This is a genomic window from Tenacibaculum insulae (assembly GCF_964512435.1).
GTDB lineage: Bacteria > Bacteroidota > Bacteroidia > Flavobacteriales > Flavobacteriaceae > Polaribacter > Polaribacter insulae_A.
Genome location: NZ_OZ208512.1, coordinates 1,685,380 through 1,700,440 on the forward strand (window position 1 = coordinate 1,685,380; position 15,061 = coordinate 1,700,440).

Annotated in this window: 11 protein-coding genes; 5 read left to right on the top strand and 6 right to left on the bottom strand. The window is 30.0% G+C overall.

All coding sequences use genetic code 11. From position 1 onward, the window contains the following. Positions 1–52 precede the first annotated feature (52 nt). Positions 53–733, bottom strand: a complete 681-nt coding sequence (locus ACN5J5_RS07800) for a response regulator transcription factor (RefSeq protein WP_418644368.1) — start codon at positions 731–733, stop codon at positions 53–55. Then, positions 726–2,300, bottom strand: coding sequence for a sensor histidine kinase (locus ACN5J5_RS07805; RefSeq protein WP_418644369.1), 1,575 nt, complete (start codon positions 2,298–2,300; stop codon positions 726–728). Before ACN5J5_RS07805 ends, ACN5J5_RS07800 begins: the two co-directional genes overlap by 8 nt. A gap of 115 nt (positions 2,301–2,415) precedes the next feature. Here ACN5J5_RS07805 and ACN5J5_RS07810 point away from each other — a divergent pair, with 115 nt between their 5' ends. The 4 genes from ACN5J5_RS07810 to ACN5J5_RS07825 all read left to right on the top strand — a co-directional run bounded on the left by ACN5J5_RS07810 (position 2,416) and on the right by ACN5J5_RS07825 (position 7,315). Then, entirely contained in the window at positions 2,416–2,760 is a 345-nt protein-coding gene (locus ACN5J5_RS07810) for a hypothetical protein (RefSeq protein WP_418644370.1), read from the top strand. A gap of 2 nt (positions 2,761–2,762) precedes the next feature. Next, positions 2,763–3,596, top strand: a complete 834-nt coding sequence (locus ACN5J5_RS07815) for a GLPGLI family protein (protein ID WP_418644371.1) — start codon at positions 2,763–2,765, stop codon at positions 3,594–3,596. Between the two features lie 85 nt (positions 3,597–3,681). Further along, positions 3,682–4,521: a GLPGLI family protein gene (locus ACN5J5_RS07820; protein WP_418644372.1), complete on the top strand. Its 840-nt coding sequence runs from the start codon at positions 3,682–3,684 to the stop codon at positions 4,519–4,521. A 25-nt stretch (positions 4,522–4,546) separates the two neighbouring features. Then, a complete protein-coding gene (locus tag ACN5J5_RS07825) occupies positions 4,547–7,315 on the top strand; it encodes a carboxypeptidase-like regulatory domain-containing protein (protein WP_418644373.1) in 2,769 nt (922 codons plus the stop codon). A 75-nt stretch (positions 7,316–7,390) separates the two neighbouring features. On the opposite strand, the gene ACN5J5_RS07830 is transcribed toward ACN5J5_RS07825, so the two are convergent. Continuing rightward, positions 7,391–12,151, bottom strand: coding sequence for a GEVED domain-containing protein (locus ACN5J5_RS07830; RefSeq protein ID WP_418644374.1), 4,761 nt, complete (start codon positions 12,149–12,151; stop codon positions 7,391–7,393). Between the two features lie 83 nt (positions 12,152–12,234). Between ACN5J5_RS07830 and lipB the strand changes: the two genes are divergently transcribed. After that, complete coding sequence (gene lipB / locus ACN5J5_RS07835; RefSeq protein ID WP_418644375.1) at positions 12,235–12,939, top strand: lipoyl(octanoyl) transferase LipB; 705 nt, start codon at positions 12,235–12,237, stop codon at positions 12,937–12,939. Positions 12,940–12,987: 48 nt separating this feature from the next. On the opposite strand, the gene ACN5J5_RS07840 is transcribed toward lipB, so the two are convergent. The 3 genes from ACN5J5_RS07840 to ACN5J5_RS07850 form a co-directional block, all read right to left on the bottom strand. Then, positions 12,988–13,632 carry a YceI family protein gene (locus ACN5J5_RS07840; RefSeq protein WP_418644376.1) on the bottom strand — a complete coding sequence of 215 codons (645 nt, stop codon included), beginning with the start codon at positions 13,630–13,632 and terminating at the stop codon, positions 12,988–12,990. Positions 13,633–13,699: 67 nt separating this feature from the next. Next, the gene (locus tag ACN5J5_RS07845) at positions 13,700–14,416 is read right to left on the bottom strand and encodes a ThiF family adenylyltransferase (protein WP_418644377.1); all 717 of its coding nucleotides are present in this window, start codon (positions 14,414–14,416) and stop codon (positions 13,700–13,702) included. Next, complete coding sequence (locus ACN5J5_RS07850; protein ID WP_418644378.1) at positions 14,413–15,057, bottom strand: TatD family hydrolase; 645 nt, start codon at positions 15,055–15,057, stop codon at positions 14,413–14,415. The genes ACN5J5_RS07845 and ACN5J5_RS07850 overlap by 4 nt, the downstream gene beginning before the upstream one ends. Between the last annotated feature and the right edge of the window lie 4 nt (positions 15,058–15,061).

A 15,061-nucleotide genomic window follows, 5' to 3' on the forward strand; every position in this document is an offset into this window, starting at 1 on the left:
TTTAGAATTTCAAGATGGTAAAATTACATAAAAAATAGGAGTTGAAAAGATTTTAGCACATCAATTTATAACCGTAACCTCTAATGTTAATAATTTGAATGGCTTCGTCTTTTTTTAATTTCTTTCGTAATTTAGAAATAAAAACATCCATACTACGTGCGTTAAAAAAATCGTCGTTTCCCCAAAGTTTTTTAAGAATAAATGACCTGTCTAATATTTCGTTTTTTTGTTGAAAAAGATGAAATAGTAATTCAGACTCACGATGTGTAAGTAACTCTGTTTTATTTTGATATTGAAGTGTTTGTTTTTGATGATTAAAAATAAAATCGCCAATATTTATTTGTTTTACTTCTTTTTTTATTTCCACTCTATTTAACAACGAATGAATTCGAACAATTAATTCTTCCATCGAAAAAGGTTTTTTTAAATAATCGTTACCTCCATGTTCAAAACCGTCTAAAACATCTTTGGTTTGCGATTTTGCAGTTAAAAATATAATAGGAGTTTGTGCATCTTTTTGTCTAATTTCTTTCGCTAAAGTAAATCCATCTTTTTTAGGCATCATTACATCTAACACTAAAATATCTGGTTGTTCTTTTTCGTATAGTTTAGCTGCAATCTCTCCGTTTTCAGCATGAAAAACCTCAAAGTTTCTTGTTTCTAAACTTTCTTTTACAATTTGCCCTAAACTAGGTTCGTCTTCGGCTAATACGATTTTAATTTTCTTAGTCATTAGGTAAATTTATTTTAAAAATAGTTCTTTTAGGTGCAGAGTTTAAAGTAATGGTTCCTTCGTGTTTTTCAATGATTGTTTTTGTGTAATACAGCCCAATTCCAAAGCCTTTTACATCGTGTGTGTTTCCTTTTGGAACTCTATAAAACTTATCAAATATTTTTTCTTGTTGATGTTTTTCTATGCCTTTTCCGTTATCAGCAATACTAATTTCAATGGTGTTTAAAAAGGAGTTTATGTTAATTTCAATAGTGTTTCCACCATATTTTATAGCATTGTCTATTAAGTTAGAAATGGCATTTTCGAAATGAAAAACATCAATATTGTAAATTATTTCAGGCTTGTTGGTTGAAAATACAATAGACTTATTAGTACCAGTAAGTTGGTGTTTGTTTACGATTTTATCAATCAAATCAGTAATATCAATTGTTTCTTTTTTTAATAAAAGTTGTTCGCTATCTAAAGTGGCAGTTTCCAGTAATTTTTCGACCATTTGATGTAGTTTTTTTAATTGACCTGATGATATTGAAAGATACTTTTTTGTTTTTTCTTTATCATCAATCATATTAAAGTTATAAATAGCTTCTATTGCTGTAGAAATTGTGGTGATTGGTGTTTTAAATTCGTGTGTAATATTGCTGATTAAATCATTTTTTATTTCGGCTAATTCTTTTTGTTGATTGATGATTTTTAATAAATAAAATAAGCTAAAAATAACAGATAACAATAGTAAAAGTGATAGTAAAATTCCGGTAGAACTTCTTTTTAAAGCTTCGTAAGTTGGATTTGAATATTGTAGTTTTATTTTTTCATTGTCTTTTAAAAATGAAGTTTGAGCATCGGTTTCTAGAATAAAATTGTTTAATTTTTTATTTTTCACTTTATTAAAAAGGGTATCTGATTTAAAATGCTCTAAATTAAAATCAGACTGTATGTTTTTGCCTTTTAGTCTATTATAAACTAACGAATCTAGTTTTTTAATATCAATAGTATCTGACTGAATAGAGATAAAAATAGTTTCTAAATTTTTCAATACTTTTAAACTGTCTGTAGCTTTTTTTCCTGTAAAAACAGTTGTTTTATGTTTTTCACTGTTTTTATCTGATTCATGAAAATCTTTACGAATGGTAATCAATGACTTATTTGTATCGAAGTCTTCTTTAATTCTCATACTATTAATAAAAACCGAATCAATACTTTTTAATTCAGATGAGTTATTACTACTAAAACTGATGCTATTTATTTTAAAATCAATAGAGTCTTTAGTCTTAATATCTTTTTTTACTGTATCTTTCTTTTTATTTAATCCCGAAAAAATACTTTTAAAAACATTTCTATCGGTGTTAGAATCTGAATCTTTTCCTTTAACAACAGCATAAAACTTATCTTTAGATAAATCAGTAAAATAACTATTTACAGCATCATTTAAACTTTGCTGAATTTCGTTAATTATTCGTTGTTTATTTTGCTCGTAGTTTTTATAATTCCAATAAAATTGAATGCTAATTGTGGCAACAATAGTTAGCATTATAAAATATAAAATCCGTGTGTATTTTTTAGCATTCATAGGTCAAAGATACAGGTAAAACTGAATATTAAAGTGTCGGTTAACACTCGTTAACACTCGTTAACTATAAACGAACAATTAGAACTTGATATTTGTAACATCAAAAAACAACAATATGAAAAACATAATTATAATTTTATTTTTACTCACGGCTAACCTTATTTTAGCTCAAGAAGATGTTACTTCAGCTAAATTTACCGAAAGTAATATTACATCATTAGTTTATACAGTTGGCGCTGTAGAGGAGTTAAATGAAATAAACTGGAATGATATTAAAGGGATATTCGATGAAAATACAAATAAAAACGAAATTATTGTTCTAGGCTTTAAAGTAAAAAACGCCACAAAAAATGACACTTCTAAATTTAAACACAGCTTTCAAGTAGAAGGTAAACTTGAAGACATAGACGGAACTATAAAAATCACAAAAAAAGTAATTAAACTATTACAAAAAATATAAAAATGAGAAAAGCAATAACTATAATCGTATTATTTTTAAGTGTAACCATGTTTGCACAAAGCTTTCAAGGAAAAGCAACGTATAAAACACATCAGAAATTTGATTTTAAGATGGACGAGAAAAAATCTGGAGTAAATTCTGAAATGCAAAAGCAGTTAAAAGCGCAGTTGATGAAACAATTTCAGAAAACATATACTTTAGATTTTGATAAATCAACATCAACATATAAACAAAATGAGGAATTGTCTTCTCCACAAGCTCAAAATGGAGTAACGATTCAAATTATGGGAAGTGGTGGAGGAACTGATGTTTTGTATAAAAACATTAATGAAAAAAGTTTTATTGATAAAACAGAAATCAGCGGAAAACGTTTTTTAATAAATGATAAGTTAGAAGATTTTGATTGGGAAATGACCAGCGAAACTAAAAAAATTGGGAACTATACTTGTTATAAAGCAACAAAAACACGTGAAGAAACACGTACTTCTTTTTCGATGACAGATGGCGAGAAGGAAGAAAATAAAAAAACGGTAACAGTTGAAACTACAGCTTGGTACACACCGCAAATACCAGTTAGTAATGGTCCTGGTAAATTTTGGGGATTACCTGGTTTAATTTTAGAAATTCAAGATGGTAAAAGAACTATTGTATGTACCGAAATTGTATTAAATCCATCTGAAAAAATAAAAATTAAAGAGCCATCAAAAGGAAAAAAAGTGTCACAGAAAAAGTTTGATGAAATTATGGATAAACATTCTAAAGAAATGATGGAGCGTTTTAAAAATAAGCGAAAAAGTAAAGATGGTAGTTCGTTTAGTATAGAAATACAAGGATAATTTTTAGGTAAGATTAAACCTTTATGCTTTTGCATAGTCTAACACTTAATATGAATTAAGAGTTTAAAACTATATCTCAAAAAAAATGAAAAATCTTACAATCATCTTCTTTTTATGTATGTCTGTTGCGTCTTTTTCGCAGGCCAACTTTCAAGGAAAAGCCGTTTATCAATCAAAAACTACCATGAGTACTGATTTTGGAGGTAGACAAATGTCTGAAGAACGAAAAAAACAAATTATGCAACGTATGAAAAGTATGTTAGAAAAAACATTTGTTTTAAGTTTTACCAGAGAAGAATCTGTTTATAAAGAGCAAGCAAAACTAGCAGCACCTACAGCAGGTGGAGGTAGAGGTTCTCGTTTTGGAGGTTTTACTGGTGGCGGTACAAAATATAAAAATGTAAAAGAAGGTGCGTTGTTAGAATCGACAGAGTTTTTTGGTAAAAAGTTTTTAATTACTGAAGCGGCTGAAAAACCAAATTGGGAGCTAGGGAGTGAAACCAAACAAATAGGTAACTATACTTGTTTTAAAGCAACTTTAGTGAAGAAAAACAACGATTTTAACTGGAGAAGTATGAGGGGGCGAAGAGGAAACGAATCTAAAAAAGATACGACAAAAGTTAAAAAAGAATTACCAAAAGAAACAATTGTAACGGCTTGGTACACGCCACAAATTCCGGTAAGTAATGGTCCTGGAAATTATTGGGGATTACCTGGTTTAATTTTAGAAATTAACGAAGGTAGAACGACTATTTTATGTTCAGAAATCACCATGAATCCATCAGAAAAAATAGAAATTAAAAAGCCAGAAAAAGGGAAGCAAGTTACGAGAAAAGAATATGCCGAAATGATGAAAAAGAAAATGGAAGAAATGAGAGAGCGTTTTAGAGGCGGTAGAAGAGGTGGTGGCCGCGGAAGATTCTAATAAAAAACAAAAAAAAATCAAACACATGAAAAAAATATTATTTGTAGCCTTGTTTTTGGCTGCATGGGTAACTAATGCTCAAATTACGCTTAGAGGAGTTGTAAAAGATAGTATTGGTAATCCGTTAGAAATGGCAAATGCAATTGCAATAAATACGGCAACTAAAAAATTAGAATCTTATGGTTTTACTGATGCAAACGGAAACTATAAGTTAAACCTTGCTAAAAATTCAGCTTATAGCATTAAAGTGAGTTATATCGGTTTTAAAACGATTGATGTTACCGTAAAAACAACTGATGAAAACCTTGTTAAAGATATTAGTTTAAAAGGCGATGATAATTTAGATGAAGTAAATATTACTTACAAAATGCCTGTAACTGTAAAGGGTGATACGATTGTTTATAATGCAGATAGTTTTAAAAACGGAACCGAAAAAAAATTAGGCGATGTACTTGATAAGCTACCAGGTGTTGAGGTAAATGATGATGGAGAAATAGAAGTTGAAGGGAAAACTGTTAAAAAAATAATGGTTGAAGGAAAAGATTTTTTTGATGGCGATTCTAAAATTGCAACCAAAAATATTCCTGCTGATGCGATTGATAAGATTGAGGTTTTAAAAAACCATAGTGAAGTTAGTCAAATGAGTAGTGTTACTGACAATGAAGACAATGTTGTTATTAATATAAAATTAAAAGAAGGTAAAAAGAATTTTTGGTTTGGAGAGGTTTCTGCAGGAGTAAGTGTAGCGATGGAAGATAGCAAGTACTTAGCACATCCGAAGTTATTTTATTACAGCCCAAAATACAGTGTAAATATTATAACCGACGTAAATGATATTGGTGAAGTGCCTTTTACCATGAGAGATTATTTTAAATTTACTGGTGGTTTTAGGTCTTTTGGCGCAAACAACGGAACTAATTTTGATGTAGGTTCTAGCGATATTAGTTTTTTAACCTTAAAAAATAATAGAGCAAAAGCAATAGCTTCTAAATTTGGAGCGTTAAATTTTAGTTATTCCCCTAAAAAAACATGGGATCTTAGTGGTTTTGCAATCTATTCTGGTAACGAAACAGATATGGAAGAAGCTACAAGTCGAATTTATTCAAACGCAGGTGTTGATAAAAATAATTTACCAGCTTTTGATGCTACGAATCCAGCTTCTGTAAAATATATTGATACAGAAAATACTCAAAATACCACGAATCAAACAAGTGATTTAGGATTGTTTAAAATAAGTTCGAGCTATAAACCAAATAGCGATAATCAGTTTGATTATGACATTTTTGCTAAAATTTCTAAACAAAAACAGTTGCAAAATACACTTTCGTCAAGAACGTATTTAAATGCAAACGACGAGTTGGTACCTATTAATCAAATATCAGAACAAAGTCCATTTTCAATCAATCAAAACCTAAATTATTATTATACATTAAACGAACGAAATATTTTTTCTTTTGAAGGACAACATTTATGGCAAGACGAAGATCCGTTTTATAATGCAGCGCTAGAAAAGTTATCATTTGCGAATATTATTGGGGCAGATGCAACTGCAAATCCGTTTAATATTGGTCAAAATAAAAGAATTAAAACAAATAAGTTAGATGCGAAGTTAGATTACTTTTTTGTGATAAATCCTAAAAGTAACTTAAATGTAACTTTGGCAACAACGCAAAGTAATCAGCAATTTAATTCTGATATTTTTGAAATTTTAAGTGGAAATAAAACAACAATTAACCAAATTGCGAGTAAAAATGATGTAGATTTTACATTTAGCGATATTTACGCAGGTTTACATTATAAATTTATTACAGGAATTTTTACTTTCAATCAAGGTTTTACATTGCATAATTATGTGTCTAAAAACACACAATTAGGATCGGAAGTTAAAAATAGCTTTACCAAATTATTGCCAGATGCTTCGATAAAAATTAGTTTAAAAAAATCAGAAAATATTCGCTTAAATTATTCGATGCAAACAAGTTTTACAGATGTAAATCAGTTGGCAGAAGGATATGTTTTTAACAACTATAACAGTTTATATTCTGGTAATAGAGAGTTAGAAAACTCATTATATCACAATGTAAGTTTAAACTATTTTAGTTTTAATATGTTTAACTATACCAATGTTTTTGGTTCTATAAATTATAGTAAACGTGCAGATGTAATAAAAAGTAATACCGAATTTATTGATGTAAATAGTGTGCGAACTTCAGTTAATTCTGCTTTTGCAGACGAAACACTTTCGGCAAGAGCTAACTTTCAGAAAAGTTTTAGAAAATTTAAGGTTCGTTTAGGTGGTAATGTATCGCAATCTAAATCGAATAGTTTAATTACAAATCGTCAAACAAATGTAACTTCAAATCGATTAACAAAAACATTTTCGCAATCGTATAATTCTAAATTAAGTACAAATTTTAGAGACATGCCTAATTTTGATGTAGGTTATAATGTGTCAATTAATAAGTCAGACATTGGTGGGGCGATTAATAAATTTGCGACGCATAGTCCGTATTTTAATTTTGATGCGATGTTTTTAAAAGAATTTATCTTTACATCTCGATATACTTATAACAAAGTAGTTAATGGAGGAGAAACAATTGATGAATATGGTTTTTTAAGAGCAGATTTAACGTATCAGAAGAAAGATAGTAAATGGGAATATAAATTAAGTGCAACTAATTTATTAAACTCTACAGGATTAAATCAAAATAGTAGTAATGATATTTATGTAAGTAATTCATCTTATGTAATTCAGCCACGAATAGCAATGTTTACAGTAAAATATAACTTGTAATTTATTCTGGTTTTGTAATAAAAAAAAGCGAGCTTTATAAGGCTCGCTTTTTTTATTTTATGGTATTGTTGAAGTTTATTTAATAATAATTTTCTTCGTTTTAGTAGCTCCGTCATTTTCAATTTGAAGTAAATAAGTACCGCTACTCATAGTTTTAAACTGTATTTTTTTGTTAAATTGACTAGAAATTGTAGAAAATTCTTGTGTTTCTAATAAATGCCCATTCATGTCAAATAACCGAATAATCGTTAAGTCTTTAACTTTAACTTTAAAACTAACGGTTAGTTTTTCGTTTGAAGATAAAGGAACAGGACTTAAAACGATATCTTTAAATAAGGTTTTATAAGTAGCAAAACTTTCTTCAATATTAATGGTGTAATCTTCAACTTCACCATTAAAATTAAGTTCGCAAGAGTTAGGGAATTGAGCTAGTTTTGTAGCAATACGCAAAGTTGTTGCACCTAACAAAGCATCTTCGGGTATTGTTATGGCGCTTGTGTTTGATGTTAAATCATACACTTCGTTAGTGTCATTAAACAAGCAATCTTGATTCCAGTCAATCCAAGCATACGTTTTTACAGTGCTGTTTCCGTCTGTATTAACAGCAAGATTTAAATCGTAAGTTTCTCCTCTAACAACTCCTGTATTTATTGATTTAAAATCAGAATATCCGTTAGTTTTGGTTGAGTTATTATCAATTTCACCAAAATTAACATTGGTAATACTTATTTGCGATGTTGTATTACCAGACGATTTACAAAGATTATCACTAACACTTAAAACAAGATCAATAGATTTTGTAATAGTTGTGGAGGTTGCTGTTAATTTAACGGTGTAATCACCTACAGTAACATTGTTAAGATTTGTAATTGTTAAGGTTATATTTTCATTAGCATTAACTGTTGACGAAGAAAATGTTGCGGTAGCATTATTAGGTAAATCTGTTGCCGTTAAAGTTACATTTTCATTAAAATCGTTAAAAGTAGCGTAATCAATTAAATAACTAAATTCGTTAACAACTTTGTTACAAACAGATCCACCTCCGGTTGTGTTATTTATGGCAAAGTCGGGTGTAATTGTAATCGTATAATCTTCAACCTCACCATTAAAGTCAAGTTCACAAGAGTTCGGATCTCCATCACTTTCTAATTTTGTGCTAACTCTTAAAGTTGTAGTTCCTGTTAAAGCGTTAGCCGGAATTGTAATGTCTAATCCACTTTTACTCGTAGCTCCAGTTGCATTGGTAATTTTACCTAAATCGTATTTTTCGTTATCATCAAACAAACAATTTTGATTCCAATCTATCCATGCAAAAGTTCTAGCAGTATTATTTCCGTCTGAATTAGCATTTGTTGTTAACTGGTAAACATCTCCTTTAACAACTTCGGTAGTTATTGATTTATAATCAGCATAACCAGTAGTTTTTGTTGATGTATTATTGATGTTTCCAAAACTAACAAGTGTTGTGCTAATTTGTGAACTTGTATTTCCTGATGAATTACAAATATTGTCGTTAATATTAAAAGGAATATTGATTGATTTTGTTACCGAAGCAGCTGTAGCGGTAATTACCATAGTATAATCTCCAATATTAGCGTTGTTTAAATTTGAAAGCGTAAAGCTTATTTCTCCACTTGAATTTACTGAAGTTGGATTAAATGTACTTGTTGTATTTGCAGGAGTTCCTGTAACTGAAAAAGTAACATTTTCACTAAAACCTAATAAGGCATTATAATCAAAAGTAAAAACATGCTCATTAATAGCTTGGTTACAAATTGATAAATTTTCTGATGTGTTTGTTAAAGTAAAATCTGGTTGAGGTTCTTCTTCAATCACAACAGTATAGTCTTCTGTTTCTCCCCATTCACTTTTATGATCCGTATCACAAGCCCCATCGCCGTTAGGAGAAGAAGCATCATAATATTCAATAATAACTCGCATTCTGGTTTCTCCTAAAACAGCATCATCAGGTACTTTTATATTTAATGTAGCGGTAGCAACATCAGCAGTTTTGTTACCTAAGTCATATCTTTCTGTAGATTTATCAAATTGATAATCTTGATTCCAATCAATAAAAACATAACAGTGATCTTGGTAGCCATCAGTATTAAAAGTAACACTTATTTGATGTTCTTCTGTTCTTTTAATATTGGTTTTTATGGTTGTAAAATCTTCGTAACCATCTGAAGCATCGTTGCCAGAGTTATTGTTTATTGAGTTAAAAGTAACGTTTGTTATATGGTCTTTACCGCCTGCGTCATCTGTAAATGTAGAGGCGCAATATGATGGTGTTTCTGTTGTAAACTCAAAAACAGCAGAATTACTTCCTTCTCCACAATCGTTTTTAGGTTTTACATACCAAAAATATTTGGTAATTCCTGATAAAGGATTTGAAAGCGTATAAGAATTGGTTGTTGTGTTTTCGTTAACAATAATATCATTAAAATTTACATCAGTAGCAATAACAATATTATAAGAAGTTGTGTTTTGATCTTCAACCCATTCAAACATTGGATTAATACTAATGCCTGTAGCTGTGTTTGTAGGTGCTGTTAAAGATATGTTAGAAAAATTAGTTCCAATAACCTTTAAAGAAGCATTTGTATTTCTAGTAACTGTTGCCGATGAACTTTCAATTGCAATTGTGTAATCTTGTTGGTTAACTCCGTTTAAATTATCAATAGTCATAACAACGTCGCCATTTGAATTGATTGAGGTTGGATTAAAAGTAGCGGTAGCTCCGTTTGGTAAACCGGTAGCAGATAGGTTTACGGTTTCGTTAAATCCATTAATAAAATCAAAACTTAAAGTGTAACTAGCAGAATTACTTCCTGTGTTACAAACAGTTTGTTCAGTAGTTTTATTAGCTACTAAAAAAGTAGGGGCAGTAGAGTTAATTGTAAAATTAGTGGCATTAACATTATAAAAAATATTATCAGCAGCTTCTACAATGATACGAGCTTGTGTTGTTGAGTTATTTGGAATTATAATATCTTCAGAACCATCATTTTCGATGTTTTGTTTTAAGAAAACAGGAAAAGTTACTCCGCCATCAGTAGAAAGTTTAATATTAACCTTGGTACAGTTAATTGGGGCTTGATCCGTACTTCCTTTATTCCAAGTAATTGTTTGTGTAGATCCTATTGGCCAAGTAACGTTTGTGCTAGGTGCGGTAACAATAAAAGCTTCAGCATCGGTAACGTTAATTTTAACATCGTCTCTAGCTGAGTTACCTCCGCTAGAATGATTATCTCTTACAGTAAGTGAAAAATTTAATTCTCTAGCAACAGAAGGTAACACTGTCCACTCATCAGAACTTCCATTAACTACGTTTGTTAAAGTAGGTAAATATCTATTTGGAGAAGTACTTGAACGTAAGGCTCTAAAAGTTGGTCCACTGGTGCTTGTTGCAACAGGTGGCATTACAGCCGTTTCGTTGTCTATTTGTTCCCAATTGTAGGTTAAACTAGCAAGTCCTTCAGCATCTGTAGCGCTACCTTTTAAAACAAAAGGTGTTGATTTAGGAATGCTATAATCACTACCCGCATTTGCAGTAGGAGCAGTGTTGTTGGTATTAGATAAAGCGGCACAGTTACCAGCTCCTTGTATATGCGACCACATTTGAGCAATACTAACTGCATGAAAATGATCGTCACTATTACCTTGTACATTGGGTGAGCAAATACCAGCATATCCCATTATTGTAGATCCACTTCCTGGTTCTACAGCAGTTGAATTTGTTCTATTACAGTCGTTGTTTTGAGTGTGTGTAGCACCAAATTGATGTCCAATTTCATGGGCTACATAATCAATATCATAAGGATCATCGATAGGTTGACCTCTACCAGTTATACCACTAGCTTTGTCTCCTGTAACACAAACCGATCGTACACTAGCTAAACCACCACCACCGGTGCTAAAAGTATGTCCAATATCGTAATTTGCATCGCCAATAATGGCGTCACACTTTTGTTGACTTTCGTCAATTAAACGATTAGAGTCATCATTGGTTAAACCATCTGTATCGGCATCTAAAAATATTAGTTTGTCATTATCGTTAATAATTACCATTTTAACCGCTAAATCTCTTTCATAAACTTCGTTTACACGAGCCATTGTGGTATTCATTGCTGATAAAATTGCTGCTTTTTTTTCAGCTTCTGTTGCCGAATTGGCAATTCCTTGTCTGTTTAAATGAAATTGAGAATACTCACCTGTACAAGCAATTGCAATTCTAAAAGTTCTTAGTTTACCATCATTCGCATTTCTTCTTTGAGTTGAAGGTGTAATTATTTTTTTGGCTGCATCTTCTACCTTACACGTAAAATCATTTTCATCAGCAATTAAATCTTCTTTTTTATAAATAATATACTGTTGTTTGTCTTTTGTGTAAGGATCAATATATATCGTTTTTTCTTTTCCTGAAGATATCAATGCATGGAAGCCATTTACTCCAATACTTATTTTTGCTATTGAAGTAGGATCGTCAATTCCTTGGGCAGAATAGGATTTAATCATAGGAAACTTAGCCGCTAATTTAGGTGCTAAATAAGAAGTTTCTTTTATGATGTACTTTTTAAGTTTTCCTTCAGAATTAGGTAACGTAATTATTTTTTGATCACTTTTTGATTGTAAACTGGTTAAGTGATCTTTAAAAGCATTTAATTTTAAAGAAGTAATCGTGTACTTTTTAGGTGCGTTTTTTCTGTTTAAAACTTTACTCTTTTGATAGGAAGATTCTTTCTTTGCTACTTTGTTCCAAAAATCTTGAGAAAATAAGTTAGTTATAGAAAAAGTGAAAAATATTAGTAGTAAAAAAGAGCTCTTCTTTGTCATAATTATCTAGTTAATTGGGGATTAATAAAACAGTTTGAGGTTAATTTTCCCTACCTTTGGGGACTTGTTTAGAAAACAAATTTATGAATAAAAAAATAAGAGTCAGTGATTTAGGTCGAAAAGATTACAAAGAAACATGGAATTACCAGACCGAACTTTTAGATGAAATTGTAGCTTTAAAGAGAGAAAAAAGAAATAAAGAGGAGGAAATAATAACGCCAAATCATTTTTTATTTGTAGAGCATCCGCATGTATATACATTAGGGAAGTCTGGAGATATTAGTAATTTATTACTAAATGAAGAGAAATTAAAAGAAAAAAAGGCCACTTTTTATAAGATAAATAGAGGAGGAGATATTACGTATCATGGTCCTGGGCAAATTGTTGGATATCCTATTTTAGATTTAGAGAATTTTTTTACGGACATTCATAAATACCTTCGATTGTTAGAAGAAGCAATTATTTTAACAATTGCAGAATATGGATTAAAAGGTGAGCGTAGCGATGGCGAAACAGGAGTTTGGCTCGGGGTAGGAACACCGTTTGCTAGAAAAATTTGCGCTATGGGAATTAGAGCAAGTAGATGGGTAACAATGCATGGTTTTGCTTTAAATGTAAATGCAAACCTTGGCTATTTTGATAATATTATTCCTTGCGGGATTAGAGGTAAAGCAGTAACCTCTATGGAAGTAGAATTAGGTAAAAAAATACCAGAAGAGGAAGTGAAACAAAAAATATTAAAACATTTTAAAGCACTTTTTGAGGTAGAAGAGTTTATTAAAGTATAAAAAAAAGGGTTGACATATGTCAACCCTTTTTTTTATAAAGTTTTAAGCTTATTTCTGCGCTTTTATTTCAAAAGAAATTTCCATTAAATCGTTAATGAATTTATCTTTTAAAGCAGCATCAATTTTTTTAGATTTATAAGTAACTCCAAAATCTGTTCTATCAATACTAAAAACATCACTTTTAAAAGTAGCTACACCTTCATTTTCGGTAATAGTAGCAGGAATTGTAATGCTTTTTGTAGTACCTCTAAGTGTAAAATTACCAGTAACGTTTAATTTTCCTTCTTTTACTTCAGAACCAGAAACAACAAATTTTGCTGTAGGAAATTTAGCTACATCAAAAAAGTCTTCATTTTTTAAATGACCTTCTAATTTTTCTTTACCATTACCAGCTTCTAAATCAGTACAAGAAATAGAATTCATGTCAATTACAAATTCACCAGCTTTTACAACACCGTTTTCAATATCAAAAACACCAGTTGTAATATTAACAACTCCGTTGTGAGAACCTGTAGGTTTGTTTCCTTTCCAAGTAACGATAGATTCAGTAATATTCGCTTTGTAAGAATTAATTACACTCTCTACTTTTTTTACATCTTTAACTTCTTCGTTAGCAGTAACTTTGTTTTTTTCTGATTTACAAGAAACAGCAGTAATTGCGATAAGAGCAATTGCTAAAATTGATTTTTTCATTATGATTGATTTTTAATAATTGATTTTATTTAGAACAAATATAATTTAAAAACGGTTTTAAAGAAGATTATTCTTTAGTTAAAATTTTATTAATAACGTAAGAGCTAGCTTGTAAACCAAAAGCAGCAGGCATGTAACTAATGGTTCCGTAATACGATTTTTTAAAATTAGTGCCGTTTGTAAGCTCTAAACTTTCAGCAATTTGTACTTCTTCAGAGTAAACGGCCGCAATACCTTTGTTTACTTTTCTTAGTTTTAAACGTTTTTTTAGCGCACGAGCCATTTTACAGTTTTTGGTTTTGCTAATATCTTTAACAACAACTTTACTGGCATCAAGTTTTCCGCCAGCTCCCATAGAACTGATTAATTTTACTTTTTTTCGTTTAGCAGCAACAATTAAATTTATTTTAGGTGTAATGCTGTCAATACAATCCATCACGTAATCGTATTCTTTATTTACAACTTCAAAAGCTCTTTCGGGTGATAAAAATTCTTCTAATGTTTTTAACTCAATATCCGGATTTATATCTTTAATTCTATCGGCAATAACACTAACTTTCGATTTTCCAACAGTACTATTTAAAGCTGGCAATTGCCTGTTTTTATTTGTTTCGTCAAAAGCATCACCATCAATAATTGTCATTTTTCCAACACCAGCTCTTGCAATAAATTCTGCTGCAAAAGAACCAACACCACCTAAACCTACAATTAAAATATTAGCCTTTTTAAGTTTTTCAATTCCTTCTTTTTTAACTAATAATTCTGTTCTTTCTAACCAACTCATTTTATGAATGTATTTTTAAAATTTTGATATATAGTTTCTTTAATTTTTGCTATTTCTATACTTTTTATCGCAGCTGCTTTTTGGTAAATTGTATTGATATTAATTTCTGCGTTATCGGTTTCTAAAAAGATTTTATCTAAAGAAATAGTTTTAAAAACTTCTTGTAATTTAATAGAAGTTAATAATGATTTTCCGAAGGATAAAAAACAACCCTTTTTTATAAGAGAGGCAGCAACTTGACTATTTTTATTAAAACCATGAATAACCCAAGGTTGTTTTGGTTTTAAGGCTGTTTTTAGTTGTAAAATTTCTTGAAATGATTTTACACAATGAATAATTAATGGTTTTTGATATTTTTCTGAAAGTAGAATGTGTTTTTTAAAAACACTTAACTGCATTTCAAAATTTGTTTTACACAATTTATCTAATCCGCATTCGCCAATAGCAAAACAATTTTTATGGTGTAATTGTTTTGTTATAAAACACAATTCGTTGTCAATATCACTTTCGTTTATGTACCACGGATGAATTCCGATAGAAAAAGGAGTTTCGAAATTTGTAGCATCTGGATACCGATTTAAAATTGATACAGAAGCTGTATTTTTTATAATTTGATGTGTATGAATATTGATGTAATTCATCAAA

What these genes read in the sequence shown, in the direction of transcription:
- ACN5J5_RS07800 (WP_418644368.1), bottom strand. Translation starts at nt 733, where the DNA reads ATGACTAAGAAAATTAAAATCGTATTAGCCGAAGACGAACCTAGTTTA.
- ACN5J5_RS07805 (WP_418644369.1), bottom strand. Translation starts at nt 2,300, where the DNA reads ATGAATGCTAAAAAATACACACGGATTTTATATTTTATAATGCTAACT.
- ACN5J5_RS07810 (WP_418644370.1), top strand. Translation starts at nt 2,416, where the DNA reads ATGAAAAACATAATTATAATTTTATTTTTACTCACGGCTAACCTTATT.
- ACN5J5_RS07815 (WP_418644371.1), top strand. Translation starts at nt 2,763, where the DNA reads ATGAGAAAAGCAATAACTATAATCGTATTATTTTTAAGTGTAACCATG.
- ACN5J5_RS07820 (WP_418644372.1), top strand. Translation starts at nt 3,682, where the DNA reads ATGAAAAATCTTACAATCATCTTCTTTTTATGTATGTCTGTTGCGTCT.
- ACN5J5_RS07825 (WP_418644373.1), top strand. Translation starts at nt 4,547, where the DNA reads ATGAAAAAAATATTATTTGTAGCCTTGTTTTTGGCTGCATGGGTAACT.
- ACN5J5_RS07830 (WP_418644374.1), bottom strand. Translation starts at nt 12,151, where the DNA reads ATGACAAAGAAGAGCTCTTTTTTACTACTAATATTTTTCACTTTTTCT.
- lipB (WP_418644375.1), top strand. Translation starts at nt 12,235, where the DNA reads ATGAATAAAAAAATAAGAGTCAGTGATTTAGGTCGAAAAGATTACAAA.
- ACN5J5_RS07840 (WP_418644376.1), bottom strand. Translation starts at nt 13,632, where the DNA reads ATGAAAAAATCAATTTTAGCAATTGCTCTTATCGCAATTACTGCTGTT.
- ACN5J5_RS07845 (WP_418644377.1), bottom strand. Translation starts at nt 14,416, where the DNA reads ATGAGTTGGTTAGAAAGAACAGAATTATTAGTTAAAAAAGAAGGAATT.
- ACN5J5_RS07850 (WP_418644378.1), bottom strand. Translation starts at nt 15,057, where the DNA reads ATGAATTACATCAATATTCATACACATCAAATTATAAAAAATACAGCT.